This is a genomic window from Burkholderia sp. E168m22 (genome assembly GCF_001319805.1).
Classification (GTDB): Bacteria; Pseudomonadota; Gammaproteobacteria; order Burkholderiales; family Burkholderiaceae; genus Burkholderia; species Burkholderia orbicola.
Window position 1 is genome coordinate 1 of the sequence record NZ_BBSK01000070.1, and the last position, 20,098, is coordinate 20,098.

The 20,098-nt window shown below is 58.5% G+C and carries 19 protein-coding genes and 1 pseudogene; 11 read left to right on the forward strand and 9 right to left on the reverse strand.

All coding sequences use genetic code 11. The features are described from left to right. Together AP428_RS16295 and AP428_RS16300 are read left to right on the forward strand one after the other, a co-directional pair. Positions 1-1,564: xanthine dehydrogenase family protein molybdopterin-binding subunit (locus AP428_RS16295; protein WP_054928336.1), on the forward strand; the 1,564-nt coding region annotated here is incomplete at its 5' end. A 15-nt stretch (positions 1,565-1,579) separates the two neighbouring features. Then, positions 1,580-2,878: a cytochrome c gene (locus AP428_RS16300; RefSeq protein WP_011546997.1), complete on the forward strand. Its 1,299-nt coding sequence runs from the start codon at positions 1,580-1,582 to the stop codon at positions 2,876-2,878. 439 nt (positions 2,879-3,317) lie between these two features. On the opposite strand, the pseudogene AP428_RS37790 reads toward AP428_RS16300, so the two are convergent. Both AP428_RS37790 and AP428_RS16305 read right to left on the reverse strand, forming a co-directional pair. Next, positions 3,318-3,476 (reverse strand): annotated as a pseudogene (locus tag AP428_RS37790) (IS5/IS1182 family transposase); the annotation flags it as partial. 75 nt (positions 3,477-3,551) lie between these two features. Next, positions 3,552-3,953: a hypothetical protein gene (locus AP428_RS16305; RefSeq protein ID WP_226161389.1), complete on the reverse strand. Its 402-nt coding sequence runs from the start codon at positions 3,951-3,953 to the stop codon at positions 3,552-3,554. A 305-nt stretch (positions 3,954-4,258) separates the two neighbouring features. Here AP428_RS16305 and AP428_RS35280 point away from each other — a divergent pair, with 305 nt between their 5' ends. From AP428_RS35280 to AP428_RS16325, 5 genes are all read left to right on the forward strand, one after another. After that, positions 4,259-4,630, forward strand: coding sequence for a BON domain-containing protein (locus AP428_RS35280; RefSeq protein WP_011546999.1), 372 nt, complete (start codon positions 4,259-4,261; stop codon positions 4,628-4,630). A 584-nt stretch (positions 4,631-5,214) separates the two neighbouring features. Beyond that, the gene (locus AP428_RS16310; protein WP_012339455.1) at positions 5,215-6,246 is read left to right on the forward strand and encodes a LysR family transcriptional regulator; all 1,032 of its coding nucleotides are present in this window, start codon (positions 5,215-5,217) and stop codon (positions 6,244-6,246) included. Positions 6,247-6,506: 260 nt separating this feature from the next. Next, positions 6,507-6,881 carry a response regulator transcription factor gene (locus AP428_RS16315; RefSeq protein WP_012339456.1) on the forward strand — a complete coding sequence of 125 codons (375 nt, stop codon included), beginning with the start codon at positions 6,507-6,509 and terminating at the stop codon, positions 6,879-6,881. A 39-nt stretch (positions 6,882-6,920) separates the two neighbouring features. Then, positions 6,921-8,819 carry a PAS domain-containing sensor histidine kinase gene (locus AP428_RS16320; protein ID WP_011547002.1) on the forward strand — a complete coding sequence of 633 codons (1,899 nt, stop codon included), beginning with the start codon at positions 6,921-6,923 and terminating at the stop codon, positions 8,817-8,819. Next, positions 8,812-9,456, forward strand: coding sequence for a response regulator transcription factor (locus AP428_RS16325; protein ID WP_011547003.1), 645 nt, complete (start codon positions 8,812-8,814; stop codon positions 9,454-9,456). Before AP428_RS16320 ends, AP428_RS16325 begins: the two co-directional genes overlap by 8 nt. A gap of 151 nt (positions 9,457-9,607) precedes the next feature. On the opposite strand, the gene AP428_RS16330 is transcribed toward AP428_RS16325, so the two are convergent. Continuing rightward, positions 9,608-10,933: an MFS transporter gene (locus AP428_RS16330; protein WP_011547004.1), complete on the reverse strand. Its 1,326-nt coding sequence runs from the start codon at positions 10,931-10,933 to the stop codon at positions 9,608-9,610. Positions 10,934-12,043: 1,110 nt separating this feature from the next. Between AP428_RS16330 and AP428_RS16335 the strand changes: the two genes are divergently transcribed. After that, the gene (locus AP428_RS16335) at positions 12,044-13,408 is read left to right on the forward strand and encodes an FAD-dependent oxidoreductase (RefSeq protein WP_011694841.1); all 1,365 of its coding nucleotides are present in this window, start codon (positions 12,044-12,046) and stop codon (positions 13,406-13,408) included. 894 nt (positions 13,409-14,302) lie between these two features. Here the strand turns inward: AP428_RS16335 and AP428_RS16340 are convergent. Genes AP428_RS16340 through AP428_RS16350 form a run of 3 tightly spaced genes read right to left on the reverse strand, consistent with a single transcriptional unit; the run spans position 14,303 to position 16,181 of the window. Continuing rightward, complete coding sequence (locus tag AP428_RS16340) at positions 14,303-14,929, reverse strand: hypothetical protein (protein ID WP_011547007.1); 627 nt, start codon at positions 14,927-14,929, stop codon at positions 14,303-14,305. Between the two features lie 48 nt (positions 14,930-14,977). Next, a complete protein-coding gene (locus AP428_RS16345) occupies positions 14,978-15,865 on the reverse strand; it encodes an ImmA/IrrE family metallo-endopeptidase (protein WP_011547008.1) in 888 nt (295 codons plus the stop codon). Next, a complete protein-coding gene (locus tag AP428_RS16350; protein ID WP_011547009.1) occupies positions 15,858-16,181 on the reverse strand; it encodes a helix-turn-helix domain-containing protein in 324 nt (107 codons plus the stop codon). The genes AP428_RS16345 and AP428_RS16350 overlap by 8 nt, the downstream gene beginning before the upstream one ends. A 246-nt stretch (positions 16,182-16,427) precedes the next feature. Here AP428_RS16350 and AP428_RS35290 point away from each other — a divergent pair, with 246 nt between their 5' ends. Both AP428_RS35290 and AP428_RS35295 read left to right on the forward strand, forming a co-directional pair. Continuing rightward, on the forward strand, positions 16,428-16,700 hold the full coding sequence (locus AP428_RS35290) for a DUF3892 domain-containing protein (RefSeq protein WP_226161399.1): 273 nt from the start codon (positions 16,428-16,430) through the stop codon (positions 16,698-16,700). A gap of 29 nt (positions 16,701-16,729) precedes the next feature. Continuing rightward, on the forward strand, positions 16,730-16,936 hold the full coding sequence (locus AP428_RS35295; protein WP_077179465.1) for a DUF2188 domain-containing protein: 207 nt from the start codon (positions 16,730-16,732) through the stop codon (positions 16,934-16,936). 312 nt (positions 16,937-17,248) lie between these two features. Here AP428_RS35295 and AP428_RS16355 read toward each other — a convergent pair whose 3' ends face one another. From AP428_RS16355 to AP428_RS16365, 3 genes are all read right to left on the reverse strand, one after another. Continuing rightward, positions 17,249-17,467: a hypothetical protein gene (locus AP428_RS16355; protein ID WP_006480563.1), complete on the reverse strand. Its 219-nt coding sequence runs from the start codon at positions 17,465-17,467 to the stop codon at positions 17,249-17,251. A 233-nt stretch (positions 17,468-17,700) separates the two neighbouring features. Then, on the reverse strand, positions 17,701-18,351 hold the full coding sequence (locus AP428_RS16360; protein WP_012339459.1) for an NADPH-dependent FMN reductase: 651 nt from the start codon (positions 18,349-18,351) through the stop codon (positions 17,701-17,703). 310 nt (positions 18,352-18,661) lie between these two features. Continuing rightward, complete coding sequence (locus AP428_RS16365) at positions 18,662-18,967, reverse strand: NIPSNAP family protein (protein WP_011547011.1); 306 nt, start codon at positions 18,965-18,967, stop codon at positions 18,662-18,664. A 293-nt stretch (positions 18,968-19,260) separates the two neighbouring features. Here AP428_RS16365 and AP428_RS16370 point away from each other — a divergent pair, with 293 nt between their 5' ends. Further along, a complete protein-coding gene (locus AP428_RS16370; RefSeq protein WP_011694838.1) occupies positions 19,261-20,049 on the forward strand; it encodes a GNAT family N-acetyltransferase in 789 nt (262 codons plus the stop codon). Positions 20,050-20,098: the final 49 nt, after the last annotated feature.

The following is a 20,098-nucleotide window of genomic DNA, read 5'->3' on the forward strand; positions in this document are numbered from 1 at the left end:
TACGCCCGCGAAGCGCCTCGATTCGCCGGAGAAGGTCGACGGCACCGCGCAGTTCGGGCTCGACGTGCGCCTGCCCGGCATGCTGTACGCGGTGATCGTGAACAGCCCGGTGTTCGGCGGCACGGTCGCGAGCGTCGACGACACGGCCGCGAGGAAGATCCCCGGCGTGCGCCAGGTCGTGCGCGTCGACAACGCGGTGGCGGTGGTCGGCGATCACACGTGGGCCGCGAAGCGCGGTGCATCGGCGCTCGTCGTGAAGTGGAACGAGGGCGCGGGCGCGAAGGTGTCCACGAAGGACATCGTTGCCGACCTCGCGCAGGCGGCGGTGAGCGGCAAGGGCGCGGTCGCGCGCAAGGAAGGCGATGTCGGCCACGCGTTCGCAAACGCGAAGACGCGCGTCGACGCTGTCTACGAACAGCCGTTCCTCGCGCACGCGACGATGGAGCCGGTGAACTGCACGGTGCACGTGCGCGGCGACGGCTGCGAGATCTGGGTCGGCACCCAGGTGCCGACGCGCGCGGTTGACACCGTGCAGCAACTCACGGGCCTGTCGCCCGACAAGATCGTCGTGCACAACCACTTGCTCGGCGGCGGCTTCGGCCGGCGGCTCGAAACGGACATGATCGACCAGGCCGTGAAGGTCGGAAAACAGGTCAACGCGCCGGTGAAGGTGATCTGGACGCGCGAGGAAGACATCCAGCACGACATGTATCGGCCGTACTACTACGACAAGATTTCGGCCGGCCTCGACGCGAACGGCAAGCCGATCGCGTGGCAGCACCGGATCGTCGGCTCGTCGCTCATGGCGCGCTTCGCGCCGCCCGCGTTCCGAAATGGTATCGATCCTGACGCGGTCGAAGTCTCGGCTGATCTGCCGTACGACCTGCCGAACCAGCTCGTCGACTACGTGCGCCAGGAGCCGCGCCACGTGCCGACCGCGTTCTGGCGTGGCGTCGGGCCGACCCGGGGCACGTTCGTCGTCGAGAGCTTCATCGACGAACTGGCCGCGCAGACCAAGACCGACCCCGTGCAATACCGCCGTGCATTGCTCGGCAAGGCGCCGCGCGCGCTGAATGTGCTCGACGTCGCGACGAAGGCGGCCGGCTGGGGCCCGTCGCTGCCGAAGGGGCAGGGGCGCGGCGTGTCTGTGATGTATGCATTCGGCACTTTCTTCTCAATGGTAGTCGACGTCGCGGTGGATAACGGCGAGGTGCAGGTCAAGCGCGTCGTGTGCGCGGTCGATTGCGGCATGTCCGTCAACCCGAACACGATCGAGGCGCAAGTGCAGGGCGGCATCATCTTCGGGATCACGGGCGCGCTGTACGGCGAGATCACGATCGAGGACGGCCGTGTCGTGCAGAGCAATTTCACCGATTACCGGATGCTGCGGATCAACGAGACACCGCCGATCGAGGTGCATCTGGTGAAAAGCGGCGAAGCGCCGGGCGGGATCGGCGAACCGGGCACGGCCGCGACGGCCGCGGCATTGTCGAACGCGATCTTCGCGGCGACCGGCAAGCGGCTGCGCAAGCTGCCGGTCGGCGATCAGCTGAAGACGGCTTGAGGGGAGGCGACGATCATGCGAAACCTCGCCCTGAATACGTTCCGTGCATCGCTGCTCGCGCTGTCCGCCATGCTGGCCGGCCCGGCCGCGCAGGCCGCGCAGACGGCACCGGCCGACAGCGCGCTCGTCGCTCGCGGCGCATACCTCGCGAAAGCGGGCGACTGCGTCGCGTGCCACACCGCGCCGCGCGGCACGCCGTTCGCCGGCGGCCTGAAGATGGTCACGCCGATGGGCGCGATCTACACGACCAACATCACGCCCGATCCGGAAACGGGCATCGGCGGCTATACGGAAGCCGAGTTCGCCGGCGCGCTGCGCAAGGGCGTCGCGAAGGACGGTCACAACCTGTATCCGGCGATGCCGTATCCGTCGTACGCGAAGCTGAAGGACGAGGACGTCAAGGCGCTGTACGCGTACTTCATGCACGGCGTCGAACCGGTGAAGCAGGCGAACCGGCCGTCCGACATCCCGTGGCCGCTCAACATGCGCTGGCCGCTCGCGTTGTGGAACATGGTGTTCCTCGACACGACGCCTTACGCCGACAAGCCGGCCAAGGACGCGATGTGGAACCGCGGCGCGTACCTCGTGCAGGGGCTCGGGCACTGCGGGTCGTGCCACACGCCGCGCGGCGTCGGCTTCCAGGAGAAGGCGCTCGACGAAGGCGGCGCGGCGTTCCTGTCGGGTGCGCCGATCGACAACTGGTTCGCATCGAACCTGACCGGCGAGCCCAACACGGGGCTCGGCCGCTGGAACGAGGCCGAGGTCGCGCAGTTCCTGAAGACCGGCGCGAACCGCCATGCGACCGCGTTCGGTTCGATGGTGAGCGTGATCAACCACAGCACGCAGGCACTCACGGACGACGATCTGGCGGCAATCTCCCGTTACCTGAAATCGCTGCCGGCGGCAGGCGGCACGGGGGCGCCGCCGTACCGCTACGATCCGAAGGCGACGCAGGTCGCGCTGGGCCGGCCGGCAGCCGATCCGGGCGCGAAGGTGTATAACGCTTACTGCCTGCATTGCCACGGGGTGGACGGACGCGGTTATGCGCCGCTGCTCGCGCCGCTCGCCGGCAATCCGAACGTGCTCGAGGCCGATGCGTCGTCGCTGATCAACGTGACGCTGAACGGCAGCGACACGCTCGTGATCGGTGGCGTGCCGTCCGCGTATCCGATGCCGGCGTTCTCGAACCAGCTGAACGACCAGCAGATCGCCGACGTGCTGACCTTCATGCGCGCCGGCTGGAACAACGGTGCGCCGGCCGTGCAGGCGGCGGACGTGGCGAAACTCCGTAAGGAGACGGCGAACAACCACTGAATGGCTGAGTCACTGTAAGGCGCCCTGAAGTGATCGGTATTCCCGTTGACCGAGATCGACGGGGCCGGTCACGAGACATAGTAATCGTACGCAATGCTAATGGATTGCAGGAAGACGAGATCCTGTACGCAATTCAGCATGTCCGCTTCGTAGGCGGCGTCGGTCTCATGCGAGTCGGTGTGCCATGTCCGCACGCGGTTGCCCGCGAGCGAATTCGGGGATGCACAGTGCTTCTACTCTCCGGGGGGGCGATGGCGGCCGCGGGACTTCTACCATTCGCGGCAGCCGGGTGGGGTGATCACGTCGACCGCAGGTTGGCCCAATCACGGCCGAGAATATCGAATAGCCCGTCGTATATCGTTGAGCAGTTCGGCCGGACCGTTGCCATCAGCAACATCCTATACGCCGGTAGAATTCGAGTCGTTCTCTATAGGCTGATCAACGGGCGGCAGCCCCATTTCGGGTAGTACGGCTCGGTTGCCGTCAGCAATCTCGACCACGGATCGAGTTTTTACACCCGCCCGAGGAAACGCGGACACCGAGTCACACGTATTCCGTTTGCGCAAAAATTGGCTTGCCGTTTCGTCGTCGTGGGCATGTTCCGTAAAACATCTCCGACAACGCTCTCGGCTGCGTCGAGGATGACTATCAAGCTAGGCGAATCAGTGCTTCGTTAGTGTGGTGTTCTGTGGGCGTCGAGCGATTGTGCACCGAACGAATCGGGATTACTGATCTGATGCAGCATGTAGATTCCGGTGGACGCTTTGATTACCACGCCAACACACAGCACGCCAGCGAGGACGGGAGAGATCGTCGCCAAGCATGGCAGTGAAAAACCAACGGTAATGGCGCTGATTCCGCATGCGAATGCAAGGATTCGGATCGCAACTACATACCTGGAAAACGCGCCGATGATCAGCGCAAGCCAGATTGCGCGCGCGACAATCATGGGAGCGAGTTCACTCTCATTCTGCATATAGATCGCGTCGAGCAGAGATTCAACGCAGAAGAACAGCGTGAGTGCAATGAGTAACCAAATTTCGTATATGCGGAATACGGTCTTTGTGGTTTTCATTCCCATGCCTGACAAGATGTTGGGATATGGCAAGGTACCAATACGGATTGTGATTGACTATTGTGCAAATGTTCTGTTGAACATATCCTAAAGAATTGTGTGATATATACCATCGTATATCCGTGAGAGAGGATGGTTTGGGGCAATCGACCTCGACGCTGGTTTGGTTGTTGACGAATTGAGTTTTCGACGTGGACGTATATAAATCGTGAGCAACGAATCTTATGATTCACGTGGTCAGCGAGAAAGCACTAGGAAGCTCTAAGGCTGATTTGTCTATCCATTGTTGAAACTAGGGAACCAGCATGAAAAATACATTTACCTCAATTCTCGCGATCACTTGCCTGGCATTTTGCGTCAACGCATCTGCAGAGAGAGGTCCGGATACGGGCTACGTTCCGGCTGTCGTGACGGGCACTGCGCATGCGGCAAATCCTCGGAAAGAACAGCGCGCAGCGGATCGCCTATTGGCCAAGAAGGTGCGGCGCGCTCTGTCGGCTACGCCGCACCTTGCGTCGTCAGACATTACCGTGCTTGCTCGACACGGCATCGTGACGCTGATCGGCCACGTCGATGAGGAAGCTCAGATTCAGCTCGCAGAAGCGAGTGCGCGCCAAGTCGTCGGTGTCACGTCGGTAACCAACAATCTGAATATCGGCATCGAGACTCGGAATTGAACAACGTTTGCTTTTGCCAGTGATGTCGTTCAAAAACGACATCGTTGTATTCGAGACCGGGTCCGCGGGAGCGAACCCGGCTGCACGCCTGGCAGGTATTCAGTTCAACACAGGTTCATTTGGTTGCAGGAACCTGGAGCCGCTGCCCGGCGAAATGGCACCTGACGCACAGCCTCAAATTCGGGCTGGACTTGCTGTCCGCGGGCATCGCGAGCGAAGACCCGCTGTGGCTGTTTTCGACGTCGTGAGCGCGCGAGGATGTCGTCCGGCCGTCCACGCAGGTATTCGATAGATTTCGCTGCACGCAATTGTTCGCGCCACCACTCATTGCGCTCGTCTTACCTTGTCAAACTCCACGCCCGGGCAAGGTCTCGCGTCTCGCGATGGGTTGTGACGTGGTGCGGATACACGTCACGTTGGCAGACGGATGTCGGACCGAAGCCGGGTGGCGTTTTCGCGCGACAATGAATTAATGACTTAACACCATCGTATGTGACATTGACTCCCGCGAGGTAATGGAGTGAGCGGCCGCTGTTCCATAGACTGGATTCGTGTTTCTTCACTCACGAATCCAGGAGAAAAGTATGGACCGAATCCTGCAGGCAATGTCGATCTTCACTCACATCGCGCGCGTCGGCAGCTTTACAGCGGCGGCTGAAATTGCGGGTATGAGCGCTGGATCGGCCAGCACCCTTGTTCGCCAACTGGAAGCCCACCTCGGCGTGACATTAATGCAGCGCTCCACTCGCTGTATTCGATTGACGGCAGAAGGCAGTCAGTATTTCGAGCATTGTGAGAGGATACTGAGCGAAATTTGCGAAATGAAGGAGCAGCTCAGTGGGACGGGTAAGATTGCGCGCGGCCACCTGACTGTGGACGTCGACCAGGAAGTGGCCCATGCGATTCTGCCTTTTGTCCCGGAATTCAAGGCGGCATTCCCGGAGGTGGCGCTGCGCATCAACGTCGGAGGCGATCCGGACGGTTTGATTGCCAACGGCGTCGACTGCGCTGTCGTGGTTGGCCAACTCGCGGATTCGTCTCTCCGCAGTCGGCGCGTCGGTAGCTTTCACGCGCTGACGGTTGCGAGCCCTTCGTATCTCGCGCGGCATGGGATACCGCGGGATCCGGAAGGGCTGCGAGATCACGAGATAATTCATTACACGCCACGACGCTTCGGGCCGACGCGCGAATTTCGATACATGGTCGGAGGAGAGGAGGTGCGTCTGAAGTTCCCCGAGCGCATCTCTGTAAACGATGCCGGATCCGCGATTCGTTATGCGGTCGGCGGAGTCGGAGTCGTTCAAGTTTGCGAGCGAATGGTATCAGAAGAAATTTCCGCCGGTCGACTGGTAAGCATCCTCGAAGAGAACTCTCCTCCGCCGCAGCCGATCTCGGTTCTCTATAGCGATCGAAAGCATGTTCCCATGTCCGTCAGGGCGTTTCTTGATTGGATCCAGGAACAACTTCAGCGGCAGGGTGCGGAGGATTCGCGGGTGCAGATATCGGCGCAGGCTGAATCATTTGATGCGCCCCTTCGTAGGGTTGTCGGCATGAGCCATATGGGTGCGTTGCCCATTCGGCATGTTGGCCACGACGCATTGGTGCATCGTATGTGATGGACATGGGCAAGCGTTGAGGCCGGATGGATTGTGACGGGTGTTGATCTCGTGTGCCGTGAGAGGCTGACCGCCTTGCGGGCGGCCGTCGGCGGCTTCTGCGCCGCCTCATCGTTTCATCGGATAACGCCGAGGGTAGCGCTCATACATACGTATAGTTACCGTGATCTCGACCGCGAACTACCATTCGCATGGGGCATCGACGCTGGGCGCCGAATTTGCGCCATCCTTAAGGCATGGAGGTAAGGAACGTTGCTCTTATGGCAAATCAATCAGTAGTTTCAATTATCGACGACGATCAATCAGTTCGTAGAGCAACCGGCAGTCTTGTGCGTTCGCTCGGGTGGGAAGTCAGAACCTACGAATCGGGGGAAGAGTTCCTGAGTGCAGAACGAATCGCGGACGTTGCGTGTATCATTTCGGACGTGCAAATGCCCGGTATCTCGGGGTTGGAAATGTACGAGATGCTGCTTGAAAGAGGCGTAGCTCCTCCTGTCATTTTCATTACATCGTTTCCATCCGAAGCCACTCACAGGCAGGCGATGAAGCTTGGCGCGATTTGCGTTTTCAGCAAACCTGTTGATCCGGTTCAGATCGAACTTCGCCTCGACGACATCGCCTCACCGAGTGCATGAAGTTGATCCTCAGGATATCGTTTTGAAGCAAAAGGTCATATGGATGATGATCGTCGCAGGAGCGAAAGCAGCACCATAAGTGCGGGATTTGCGTCGCGCTCTGATGCGAACATGGGGGCCGCGAAATTCAGCGACAATGAGGAAGATGTCTTGGAGAGAAGACAGCGGGTCGTCTACCTCATTGCTACGCTCCTCGCCGTTTGTATCTTTATCGCCGATGCATTCACGCCAATCGATGTTGCGGTGGCTGTTCTTTACGTTGTCGTGATACTACTAGTCGCGTCGGTCGCGTCCCAGGCCGTGACCGTTGTAGTGGCATGGTCATGCGTTTCCATGACTGTCCTGGGTTTTCTGCTTGCACAAAGCGATCAAACGGCGATCAGTTCCCTGGCGCGTTGCGGGCTGAGCGTGCTAGCCATCGTAACGGTGTCTGCTTTGGCGCTGCGCAACCAGAGCAATCGACTCACCCTCCAGAAGCAGATCGATCTGCTCAACCTTACTCACGATGCGGTCGTCGTGTGCGGACTGGACGGTCTTATCAGTTTTTGGAGTCGCGGTGCCGAGCGTCTTTACGGCTGGAGCGCAGCCGAAGCAGCGGGCAAGGCGTTCCATGAACTCACTGCCACGGAATCGCAACTGCCGGCGGCCGATCTGTTAAGCAGAGCCATAGAGGATGGTAGCTGGCAGGGGGAGTTCACGCGAACCTGCAAGAACCGCGCGAGAATCATCATCTCCAGTCGCTGGACGATATCGAGAGATAAATCGGGCGAACCCGTTGCGGTTCTTTCAACTGACAGCGATGTCACTCAAGCGAGATTCCTGGAAGCCGAATTGCGGCAGCAGAAGGAAGAGTTGATCGCGACGATCGATGCTATTCCGAGCATGGTTTGGAGTACATCCAACGACGGTCGCATCGTTTATTTGAACCGTCGTTGGTCGGATTACGGCGTCAAGGTTGCCAGTGACAAGGACGTCTGGCGCGACATTATCCATGCCGAAGATATCGGCGTGCTGGAAGCCGCTTGGCGTCAAGGAATTTCCGCCGGAAGTAGCTTTGAAGTGACCGTGCGTGTGCGGTTGGGCAACGGTGACTATCGGTGCATGATGATCGGCGCGGCACCGATGCGTGACGCTAATGGCGAGATCGTTCGATGGTACGGCGTCAATACGGACATTGAAGAGCGCAGGCTCGCGGAGCAGGCTCTTGAGCGCTCTAGGGCGGAGCTTGCTCACGTGACTCGTCTGACGATGCTTGGTGAACTTGCCGCATCGATCGCACATGAGGTCACGCAGCCGCTTGCCGCAATCGTGACAGCGGGCGAGGCGGGCATGCGTTGGATCAAGCGCTCGCCTCCCGACTTCACCGAGGTTCAGTACGCGCTCGGGCAAATGACTCACGATGCGAGGCGTGCGACGCAGGTCATTCATCAGATCCGCTCGATGGCGCAACGGCGGGATCCGGATATGATGTCAATCGACCTCGTTGCCGTGATCGAACAGTCGGTGGATCTGGTGCGACGAGAACTGCAAAGTCACCAGGCCGAAGTGTCGCTGTCGTTTTCGCAGTCGGTGCTCTGGATTACTGGCGATCGAGTGCAAATTCAGCAAGTCGTCATCAACCTGCTGATGAATGCAATTCAAGCGATGGCCGTTGTGACGGATCGCACGCGAAGGCTGAGTGTTTCAGTTCAGCGATACGAGGGCGACAAGACGCTCATTGCGATCGAGGATTCCGGGCACGGCATTAGCGAAGCAGATGCGAGTATGTTGTTCACGCCATTTTTCACAACTAAAAAGGAGGGGATGGGAATGGGGCTGTCGATTTGCCGATCGATTGTCGAGGCGCATGGTGGCCGTATCTGGGCCGAATCCCGGGGGAATAACGGTGCGACCATGTGGTTTGTTTTGCCCATTAACGGTGGGGGTGTCCATGAGTGAGGCGACACCACAGGTAGTGAAGCAATCGATCGCTTATGTTGTCGACGACGACGATTCCATGCGGTCGGCGCTCGGCATGTTGCTTCGGTCTGTTGGGCTGCGAGTCGAGCTATTCAGTTCGGCGCAAGAATTCCTCGCCTTCGACAAGCCGGACGTATCCAGTTGCCTTATTCTCGATGTGCGGCTCAAGGGGCAGAGCGGGCTCGTGTTGCAGGAGCAGATCGTTGCCGGCGACATGGGGTTGCCTATCATCTTTATCACGGCGCATGGTGACGTTGCCATGTCGGTCAAGGCGATGAAGAATGGTGCGCTGGATTTTCTTTCGAAGCCGTTTCGCGATCAGGAAATGTTGGACGCAGTGGAGGGGGCGCTACTGAAACACGAGGCTCGTCGCAGGACGGATGGACGGGTTGCGGAGGTGAGACGTCGCTATGAATCGCTGACCCCGCGTGAGCGGGAAGTCATGGGCTTCGTCGTGCGGGGGTTATTGAACAAACAGATTGCTGCGGAAATGGATTTGAGCGAGATCACCGTCAAGATTCATCGCGGGAATGCGATGCGCAAGATGGAAGTTCGCTCGCTGGCCGAGTTGGTGCTCGGGGCAAAACTGCTGGGTATTGCTCCCGCTGACGACTAAGTCGACACGCCGCGTGCCGGATATCGCTTGTCGATCATTCACGCCGCTAGGCGGCATGATTCAAATGCACATAGGCGATGATAATGTGGAAACGTAGCGCGGTTGCGCGGTGTTTCGGAGTTGAGCCCGCCTGCGGAGCGGGCCTTATTTCCTAGCGATTGACCAAGTGCTTCGGTAATAAGAGTGTGAGAATTAGCCCGAATAGAAGGCATGCGATGATGCAATAGATCGCCGGTACGAAGCTGCCCGAGGACTGTTTCAATAAGCCCACGACATAGGGGCCGAAGAAGCCGCCTATATTGCCTATTGCGCTGATCCACGCGATGCCGCTCGCGGCATTGCGGGGGGAGAGGACGGCAGTTGGCATACCCCAGAATATTGGGGGGATGGACAATAATCCCGCGTTGGCAATACAGAGCGCCGCAATGCTCAGCCAAAGCGTGCCGTGCCAGACAAGTGCGAGAGTCAGACCTGCGGCGGCCATCAGGAATAATGCGGCGACGAGCAGCCTGCGCTCCCTGCGACTATCGGCCTTCCGACCGGCAATTATCATTACGATAACGGCAACCGCATTGGGCAGCGCGGCGAGGAGCCCGATCAAGGAATTACGCTCTACACCGAGCGATTTGATGATGGTTGGCGCCCAGAGTGTGTAGCCGTAAATTCCAAAAACATCGAGAAAATAAATAATTCCAAAAATCCAGAAAATCTTGCTTGAAAAGATATTGTTCTGATTTATTGATGCGGCTATTGACTTGTCCTCTTCAAGCGCGCTAATAAGGTAGTTACGATCTGATTCGGATCGGTGGTTTCCTTGGGTGACGTCGTCTTCCAGATATTTCCAGCACATGATAGCGGCGACGAAGGCTGGAATTGCCTCGATGATCAACATCCACTTCCAGCCGGCGAGGCTCAGAAGACTATCGAGATATTCCATGATGAATCCACTCATGGGGGATCCAATCAGGCCAGCCATTGGGAGTGCCGTATAGAATATGGACAAAATTCGTGCTCTGTGGAAGCGCGGGAACGACTGAGAAATATAATATACGACACCCGGAACGAGGCCGGCCTCCGTTACTCCGAGGAGGTAACGCATGACATAGAACTGCTTTGGTGTGGCAATCAATGTGGTTAGAGCCGAGACGATCGCCCACGCCAATATAATGCGTGTCAGCCATCGTTTTGCCCCGACCTTCTGCAATAGCATGTTGCTCGGAACTTCAAATAGTACATAGCCCAACGCGAATGTGCCCGCACCAAAACCGAAAACGGCATCGGTAAATCCCAGGTCCTGGCTAAGCTGAAGTTTAGCGAAACTTACGTTGACGCGATCAATATAGGACGCAAGATACGCAAACATAAAGATCGGCAGAACTCGCAGCGCGAGTCGCTTGAAAATGCGATCGGCTCTGGCTGCATCGACCGTGGTAATCACGGGCAAGGAATCGGATATTCCCGTAGCGTTCAATTCCAAGTGGTGCTCCCGAGGGTCGAATAAGATGTCGTATGTCAGTTGTTGCAACAGACTCGGTAACGCGGTATCGGCGTGCCTCGTGATCCGATCGAGAACGGATGTCTGTATGTGATCCTTGTCACCACATTCTCAGACTGAATCCGTGTTCAGAGAATCGAGGGCCTGATGGGCGATTGTCATGCGGGGATGTGCTGGGCCATACATAAGGTAGCGTCGCTGTCGGCTGATAGCACACCAATAAAGTATGTGCCATGGTGAACAATAGGGCATGACGTTCGAGTCCTTAAGGACGGCAACCAGACCGTGCAACAATCGTAAGGCTAGTGGATTTTACTGGATCTTGGTGCACATTGGTTTGCGATCTTTGCTGCTTAGTACGATTTTCCTTAGGGCGCTTTCGACCACATCAGCAACGCAGGCATCGTTCCAATCCTTGCCGTGTATTAATGTTGGCTTGATGGTCGAAATCACAGCGTGCTGCATGGCTTACTTGAATGTGTCGACGAGTCGCCGGCGATCGCTGACGGCTCAATTTGTGCGTCGGACTCCCGTACTGTTGGAACGACGGATGCAGGAGCGAAGGGTACAAGGCGTGGAATGTGTGGGGCTTGACGCGGAGTCGTGCCATCACATGGGCGGCAGGACGTCAGCTATGTTATGAGCGTGACGCATCCTTTTCGATTCTCGGATTGTACGTATCTGACGAGTACGACCCAACAAGCCGAATAACGACTGCGCGCCAGACATGGGTCGATGATCGAAGCGACTAGACTGAGGCCGGCCTGTGCGCTGCGGGGGTGGATCGAAGCGATCGCTGGCGGGCTTATACCTAGGTATGTACGATGCGAAACCAACGTAAACACTGGCTGCTTCCTTTCGACGATATATCAACCATGCGATTGGATATAGAGTATCGAAGGATGAAGATAAAGGAAATTGTAGTTCGTGATTTTATTCTGGTATCCAAAATAACTTACCGTCACGACTTGTGAGTGCGCGAGAGTTCCTCTTCGTGGACACCGATGTATGAGGTCATTTCGTTGATGGGGGGGCTCGTGCTTGCTTCGAGTCGCACACGATCAATCGGACGGGCAATTTTCGGAGTTGATAATGTCTGACGTAAAGCACTACGAATATCTCTTTCTCGGTGGCGGAAAGGGGGGGAAAACTCTCGCGATGGATATGGCGCGCCAGGGGAGGCGCGTAGCACTCATCGAGCGCGGAATGATCGGCGGGTCGTGCATCAATGTCGCCTGCATTCCAAGCAAAACGTTGATTCAAAACGCTCGGCAGGTTCACGGATGGCGCGAAGCGGCCGGTGATGCATCGATCATGGCCGATATGGCGAACGTGTCCGAAAATGTGCGCGGTGTCGTCGACGGCATGATAAAGATCAATCGTGCGGCCTTCGAAAAGTCTGGTCTGGATCTGATCACCGGCACCGGTCGCTTCATTGCACCTCGTACGATCAGCGTCCGCACAGAAGACGGAAGCGAAGCAATCTACGAGGGCGAGAACGTTTACATCAATACGGGTACGGTTGCTCAGATTCCGAACGTGCCCGGCTTGCGCGACGCGCAGCCGCTGACCCATGTCGAAGCACTCCGCCTCGACGAACTTCCTGAGCATATCGTAGTGATTGGTGGCGGTTACATCGGTCTGGAAATGTCGCAGGCCTTTCGTCGGCTCGGGAGCGCTGTCACGCTGATCCACGATGCGCCGCGTGTCGCGATGCGAGAAGACGAGGATGTCAGCCGCGAAATCCAGCAAGCGCTCGAGGCGGACGGAATCAAGCTCGAACTCCAATCCCGAATTGCGAACGTTCGCGGGACAAGTGGCCAGCAAGTTACCATCGAGCTTGCTGATGGCCGTGTCGTCGAGGGGTCACACTTGCTAGTCACTACCGGTCGCAAGCCACAGACTGATGCAATTGGTCTCGACCTTGCGGGTGTGGAGGTGGATGGGCGCGGGATCATCAAGGTCGACGAAAAGCTGGCGACGACAGCCCCGCGCACATGGGCAATTGGCGAGATCGCGGGTACGCCGATGTTCACTCATGCGTCGTTTGATGACTATCGGGTGCTGAAGGCCGGCATCGAGGGGCGTTCCGTCAGTACTGCTAATCGTACGATCCCGTATGCACTCTTCATTGATCCGGAACTGGGTCGTGTCGGCCTGAACGAGGCCGATGCCAGGGCCGAGGGGATCTTAGTACGTGTCGCGAAGCTGCCCATGGCGGCGGTTCCTCGGGCCCGTACGAACGGGAACACGCGCGGTTTCATGAAGGCGCTGATTCACCCTGAGACTGATCGAATCCTCGGTTTTACGATGGTCGGTGCAGGTGCTGGCGATGTGACGACCGCCGTCCAGATGGCGATGCTTGGAGGCCTATCCTACCGAGCGGTTCGTGACTCGATTATCGCGCATCCGCTTTTGTCTGAAGGCCTCAATCTATTGTTTGCCACGCTCGACTGAATTGGCGAACAAGTTTGAAATGCCTGCTTTGCGCCCCAGAGTTCGTAAGGAAAGAGATGAGCGATTTTTCGCCCGATCAATAAAGAGAAGTATCGGGATGGAATTTTCTAAACCTAAGAGTCTGGGGCGTGGAAATTCGACAGAAGGTTATATTGGGCGTGCACAGGATCTGTGCTGTCGGAGGTGTCTGATAAGAGTGGTCCACTCGAGACTGTGGCAAGGTCAATAGTTCACCGATTACCTTTTGCTGAGTCGGTGAGTTAGAGCCTCTTGGTCGGATCTATCTCGCAGGCAAGTACCTTCCTGATCCAATGATAGTGAGGGATCTCGATCCTCGAGTCATCGCAACATAAAGTTCTTTTGCATCAAGCGCATCGGCATCGAGGATGACTGCATGGTCGTATTCCAAACCCTTAACCAATAGTGTTGTCCCAATGAGCTTTGGATGATTAATAGGTCGCCCAGTGTGCCTCATTTCGCGCTGGTACAGGTTCACGGCCTCCAATAGGGTTGTCGCTTCTCCGTCAATGTGGATCTTCAGTACATTGAGGAAGCGGTACAGCAGATCGCGACGGTAAGCTGATGTCTCAGGATTGGCCATTAACGCCAAGAAGAGTGACTTGAGATGGCCGCTTGTTGGTGTGGTCAGGTACCGGCCTCGACCTGCAGGGTGTTGTCCCGAACGACACACCGCCCCCCGCTGTAAACCTCGATTGGCCACCCCACGATCTCGCGTCCCTCATACGGCGTATCCGCACTCAAGCCGGTTACCCTGTCCGACTTCGGAAAGGTTTGACGTATCGGCATACTTGAGAAGATTGTGATGAACACTGTCACGCCTGCCCTTCGAGTACATCGCTCGTAAATTAGTGGGCTCGTCTGAACTGGGCAGTTTCAAGCACCGACGAGTTTCTTGACATGAAACATCACCTTCGCTGCGACTTCAAATAGATCGTGTGCAGTAATCCGATTCTCTTCTGATATCTGGAATATCTTGTCGTGCTTGCCAATACCCTTCTGGCCCGGATCGGGATAGCGGCCCGCCCAATATACGAAGTGTGTGAGAAGTTCAAGTGTTGCTAGTTCTTTGGGGGAGAGGTCATCGATAAAATTCGCGAGACGATGAAGTTCGTGATGCTTGTGGTCACGCTCAGCTTCAGAGTACGCGGCAACTCCTGCGCGGAGGATGATCATCGCTTTCAGGCAGACTTCCAAGCTATAACCAACCAACATGAGGGCGACTGCGCAGTACTGAGAATCGCAAATTCCCCGCAGTTCGGTCGGCATGTTGTCGAAATTCGGTTGCTGTTTTACGAGCGTTACCGCTGCCTGAGCCATCGCCTCGGCTTGAGTCAGCCACAAAATCGGACTCTTTAGATCGTCGCTGCTGGGAGCATTGGTCGGATCGACGTCAGCACCATGGGCTGCGGCCAGCATCGCCCAACGGCTCCATCCGGAGAGGCTGTACCCGGCTGGGTCCTGGATGAACATCTCTCGATTCGGCAACATTGGATCGAACATTCCGGTTTCCTTTGTAATTTGTGGTGATACGGTAGAACACGCACTAAGCTATTGGCGCGTCCAGTTCAATCCTTTCGCTCGTTCAGTCAGAAAGTCGGCCGCGTCAGAGGGCGCATCCTCGGCATGTTCGATATGTCCAGGCGACACAAATCGAACCAAGAAGATGGCGAGGTCGAACTGGTCGGAGACGATCAGAGACTCTTCTGCTTCGAACGATGGGTGCCACACGCCTGCGGGCACCGTAACGATCCGGTCTCTCGCGGCATTTGCTTCTGCCAAGCGCTCGACTGACGCGGAGGGTACGGGTGCTCCTGGAGGCATGTAGCAGCCCAACTTCGATGCGCGGGCACTGGGGTAGCTCCAGCATATGAAATCATCCCGCGCAACCACGAGCATGGCTGCTTCGTCCGTGATGTCCAGCCACTTCAATGTGGTGGCGGTGAACGATGTGTCGTACCGAGAAGCGCAGTGGCCGAGCAGATCAACCGTAATCGGCTGTCCGGAAATTTGTTGCCGAAAATCGTCCGCTGGCATGAGCAGGAACGACGCAAATTTGTTGGCTTCCGATTCCTGCTTTTTCGACTCCCCTTCGTTGTAGCCCATCGTTTCGAGTTGGCCACACGTAAAGGTATCGCGCATCGCTCGATGCAAAAAGTAGTGGCCCAGTTCGTGCCCCAGCGTGAAATTGATACGTCCGGGGATGGTTACCGCCGCGTCATATGAGATGCACCAGTCGCCCTTGCTTTTTCTCTTTGAGAGCATGCCGTCGATGCCGGCAACACCGTGAGGCTTGATGACGCCAACCGGGTCCGAAAATTTGGCCTTGGTTACCTCAAGCGCGAGCACCTGTACGTCGACCGGGAAAGATTGACCACTTTGCGTCCACAATTTCGACAACTGGATACCCCACGCGGCTGGCGTCGTCGGCTCACTCATCGTCGTCTATCGCCTTGAGAAATTTTTCCAACTGGGCACGTTTAGTCGCATCAAGGCGACCGATACGCCTGAAAAAAGCCTCGTCTACATCCGATTGCGATGCTTCCTGCTTCTCATCGTCCAGCAAGAATTCCACTGTCACGCCCAACACCGCCGCAATCTTAGAGATCTTGTCTGCAGACGGGCGCACTACGGGGCGATTTTCTAACTCCCAAATGTAGCTCTTACTTGACTCTGTCTTCTCGGCAAGCGCATCCAGTGTCAATTTCAAACGTTTGCGCTCGGCTCGAATCTTTTCGCCCAAGGGGGTTGCCACTTCACTCTCCTGTATAGATCGCACGCTCGCTGGCGGCCGATGATGGGAACGCGTCACGCGAATGGGTAGGGGCCCCCCATTCTTGACTACCCGATGTTCAGAGTAGGCGCACTTTTCATGCTTGACAAGTGAATTCGAGGCGCCTATATTTTTTGTGCGCCTACTCCGAACATTTTGTTGGCGCGTTCCTCAATTTTTGAAGAGGTGCCAACCATGGCAAGGACTTTGAAGTGCGTAGCGAAACGGATGGGCGGCGGTGCAGGCCACGAACACATCACGCATCTGTGGTGGCAAGTGTGGGACGGCGATCGAGCTGTCGGTGAAAGCGGGGTTTTCACTCGCGATCAAATGGTCTCGTACATCGAGCGTCAGGGGAACAATTCCGTCTGGTGCCCGGATCGCAACCCTCAACGACAAGGAGCATGGGTACACGTCAACAACAACGGGAGGACCAAGTATGTGCAAACGGTCGCCGATGGGCGCTGGACCGACAACTTGCTTGCGCTTCCTGACCGGTAAGCAACTTCAATCAGCTACGGAGTAGACCAATGACCAACAAGATCTTTGTTGAGCGTCGCCTCGATGAAGGCGATTACGCAGTTCGTCGTCCGAATTCGCAACGGGCAAGTGCAACTGCCACGACGCAACGCGAAGCGATTGAACGTGCACGCGAACTCAACCCGAGCGGCCCTGTGCTGGTGGAGCGGGTGCGTACTACGAGTGCCGGGAAGCCGGACAAGTGGCGGAAGCCTTGACGGATTTGATGATGGTTCCGGTCAATGCTAGTCCCGCCGACTAGAGTTGTGAGCGGAGGTGGCGTGGGAGGCCACTTCCGCTATAGTGCTCGGCCTATCTTGACGAAAATCGATCGATAGACCGCCCCATCTTGGGAAGAATCAAGCCTATTAGCGAGTGCTCGTATTTCTTGTCAATTCAGCGGCTTTTGCTCACCTTGTATGGCAAAATGAAGCGAGCAATCATGGCAAAGTTTTTTGCAAGCCATTGATTTTATTCATGTACACCGCTCAACTTTATTGACAAACGATAGCACGCCGGCCCGGCGCGTGTCACGCGTTCGTGTCGACCCAGAGGCGGCCCCAGCGTGATGCGTAGGCGAGGGCGTGCTCTTCCTCGAAGAAGAAATCGATTGCGTCGAACGACACGGAGCGCGGCGACGGGCCGCCGCTCGCGCGTTCGATCGTCAGGTTGGCGGCGAACAGCCCGTTCGGCAACCGGGCGGCAGCGGGAGCGACTTCATAGCCCTTGTAGCGGATCGTACGGTTCATGGCGTGCGCGGAAAAAGTTCGGACTTTCAGCGTACGAAAACCTGCCGGCTGCGTGAACCAATCTTTCGGCCAATGCAAATCACGCGTCGGGCTGAATCGTTATCGGGGCGGTACGCGGAAACGGTATGTTCGAGAGGCGAGACGATGCGCCCGGCATATCGCCACGCGCTGGAAGACGCGCCGCGCGCCCCGTCGAATCGTGTCGATCGGAGGCGCGCGGCGGAATGCGGGGGTTACTGGTTGGCGACCTTCAGTACGGGCGCGAGCGCATCGACCGATGCCGCGTGCGAGGCCGCGCGATGCGACGCGAACGCGAGCGCGAATTCGGCGGCTTGCGTGCCGACCGTCTCGAGTTGCGCGACGACCTTCGGGTCCGAGCAGCTGTCGGCGCTTTCGAAGCGCGTTTCCAGCGTGTTGACGGTGGCGCCGAACGGCGTCGGCCAGCCGCGCAGCGCATGGACGATCGAGCGCAGCGACGTCAGCACGGTGCCGGCCGCCTGCCAGCCGTACGCGGTGACGATCAGGCCGACCGCGCGGCCGTCGAGATACGGGCGTTCGTCCGCGCGCAGCTCCTCGAGCGTGTCGAGCGCGTTCTTCACGAGACCGGACACGCCGCCGTGATAGCCGGGCGTCGCGATGATGATCGCGTCGGCCTGGCGCACGGCGTCGATCAGCTCGCGCTGCGCGTCGGTCAGCGTTTTGTGTTCGGGGGCGTAGTGCGGCAGCGTATGCAGGAACGGGCCGTCGAACAGGCGCGTGCGTGCGCCGGCGGCCTGCGCGCCGCGCAGTGCGAACGACAGCGCGCGTTCGGTGGACGATGCGGCTCGGGTGGTCCCGCCGATGCCGACGACGAACGGGCGGCGGTGTTGATCGAATGCAGTCAAGGGGCGCTCCTGGGATTGGCTTGCCCGGCTAAGCACAGGCTTAAAACCAGATGGTAACGACCCCGTCGCCACTCTGAAAACGACTTTTCGTTCTATCGATATGCCGCGTGGCGGGGGCAATCGTGTGCGCGGCCCCGCAGATCGATAGCAGAAATGCTTGGTTGAGACGGTGCGCCACGGTCGATAAGATGGGCTCGTCTCCTCCATGATGTCTCTACTGACATGGGTTGGCCCCGCCGCGCGGATGCAGGCGGGGCTTTTTTTCGTCCGCCGCTGGAAAACGGGGCGCGATGCGCGGCGACGCCGCCCGTTACTCGAACACCGGCCGGAAGAAGCTGCGCTCGTAGCTGACGATGCAGCGCGTTTCCTCCGCGTAGCGGAACGCGGCCTGGCAGGCCGGATCGTCCTTCGAGCGTTCGCGGTAGCGTTCGTATTCGGCGAGGCTCGGGAACGAGAACATCGCGAGCGCGATGTTGCTCGCGCCTTCGGACGGCAGGAAGTAGCCGTGATGCGTGCCGCCGAACTGCTTGACGAGCGGAATCCACATCTTGCCGTAGGTTTCGAATTCGACGAGTTTGTACGGATCGACGACGTAGCGAAGGAAGCAGGTGATCATGGGCGCTCGCGGGGCGGTGACGGAGCAGCGAGTCTGGAGCGCGGGGCGGTACGTGTCAACGGCATGCGCGCGGATGTGGACATCACCACGCGACTTCATTGCATGGCGCGTTGCTTGCGCGAACAACGATCGGTGCTTCGATGCGTTCGCCACGACGTGCACGCAGCATCGGAACGATGCCGTATTCGCGACCTCCGCCCGCCGTCTTCGCCCGGAATTTTTACGACATTTTTTCTTGCGACGGCAACCGGCGCGCTCCTAGACTTCGTGCATCTTCACCACGGAGCATGGCCATGTCGATACCCTGGAACGCGATCGCCGACCCCACCCCTGCCGCGCTGCCTTCACGGTGCGTCGATCGGGTGATCGTCCGGCGTTTCGATCCGGCAATCGACAGCTATGCACAACTGACGCCGATGCTGCACCGCGCGTTCGCGCGGCTCGGTGCGATGGGGCTCAACTGCACGTGCGTCGATCAGGACGAAGACGTCACGCGCCGCCGCGCGGAAGCGGGCGAGTGCTATGTCGCCGTGTGCGGCGGGCGTGTCGTCGGTACGGCCACGCTGTATGCGACCGATCCGTCGTCGGCCTGCTCGCTGTACCGGCGCGAAGGCGTCGCGAGCGTGCGCCAGGTGGCGGTGGACCCGGCTTGCCAGAGCCGCGGAATCGGCGCGTTGCTGATGTCGTTCGCCGAGCAGTGGGCCGCGTTGCGCGGCTATGCGCTGCTCGCGCTGGATACGCCGCATCCTGCTGCGCATCTGCTGGCGTTCTACGGCGCGCAGGGCTTCGAGGTGGTCGACGTGATGCGCTTCGCCGGCAAGCGCTACGACAGCGCGATCCTGTGCAAGCGGCCCGTTGCCCATGCTGTGCGCCGCGTGTCTCCGGTATCGCGGCTGGCCGCGCGCGTGGCGGCCGTGCGGCGTGTCGTGCTGGCGTGGGCGCCGCAGATCGTCGCGGTGGCGCGGCGCGAGTCGGGCGTGCGCCGCGCCGGACGTTTCGCGGCGCGCCGCGCGGCTGGCGCGGCCAGTTGCCGGTCGTCGCCGTGGCGACCGCGTCAGCACGGCCGCTTCATGGCTCGATAGCGGCTGACGGACTCCGGCTCGGGCCGCTGGCGCGTCGTGCGGCCTTCAC

Coding starts and splice junctions, on each gene's coding strand:
- AP428_RS16365 (WP_011547011.1), bottom strand. CDS start 18,967: ATGATCACCTGCTTCCTTCGCTACGTCGTCGATCCGTACAAACTCGTC.
- AP428_RS16325 (WP_011547003.1), top strand. CDS start 8,812: ATGAGTGAGGCGACACCACAGGTAGTGAAGCAATCGATCGCTTATGTT.
- AP428_RS16345 (WP_011547008.1), bottom strand. CDS start 15,865: ATGAGTGAGCCGACGACGCCAGCCGCGTGGGGTATCCAGTTGTCGAAA.
- AP428_RS16320 (WP_011547002.1), top strand. CDS start 6,921: ATGGATGATGATCGTCGCAGGAGCGAAAGCAGCACCATAAGTGCGGGA.
- AP428_RS16300 (WP_011546997.1), top strand. CDS start 1,580: ATGCGAAACCTCGCCCTGAATACGTTCCGTGCATCGCTGCTCGCGCTG.
- AP428_RS16315 (WP_012339456.1), top strand. CDS start 6,507: ATGGCAAATCAATCAGTAGTTTCAATTATCGACGACGATCAATCAGTT.
- AP428_RS35295 (WP_077179465.1), top strand. CDS start 16,730: ATGACCAACAAGATCTTTGTTGAGCGTCGCCTCGATGAAGGCGATTAC.
- AP428_RS16310 (WP_012339455.1), top strand. CDS start 5,215: ATGGACCGAATCCTGCAGGCAATGTCGATCTTCACTCACATCGCGCGC.
- AP428_RS16305 (WP_226161389.1), bottom strand. CDS start 3,953: ATGAAAACCACAAAGACCGTATTCCGCATATACGAAATTTGGTTACTC.
- AP428_RS16355 (WP_006480563.1), bottom strand. CDS start 17,467: ATGAACCGTACGATCCGCTACAAGGGCTATGAAGTCGCTCCCGCTGCC.
- AP428_RS35280 (WP_011546999.1), top strand. CDS start 4,259: ATGAAAAATACATTTACCTCAATTCTCGCGATCACTTGCCTGGCATTT.
- AP428_RS35290 (WP_226161399.1), top strand. CDS start 16,428: ATGGGCGGCGGTGCAGGCCACGAACACATCACGCATCTGTGGTGGCAA.
- AP428_RS16335 (WP_011694841.1), top strand. CDS start 12,044: ATGTCTGACGTAAAGCACTACGAATATCTCTTTCTCGGTGGCGGAAAG.
- AP428_RS16340 (WP_011547007.1), bottom strand. CDS start 14,929: ATGTTCGATCCAATGTTGCCGAATCGAGAGATGTTCATCCAGGACCCA.
- AP428_RS16370 (WP_011694838.1), top strand. CDS start 19,261: ATGTCGATACCCTGGAACGCGATCGCCGACCCCACCCCTGCCGCGCTG.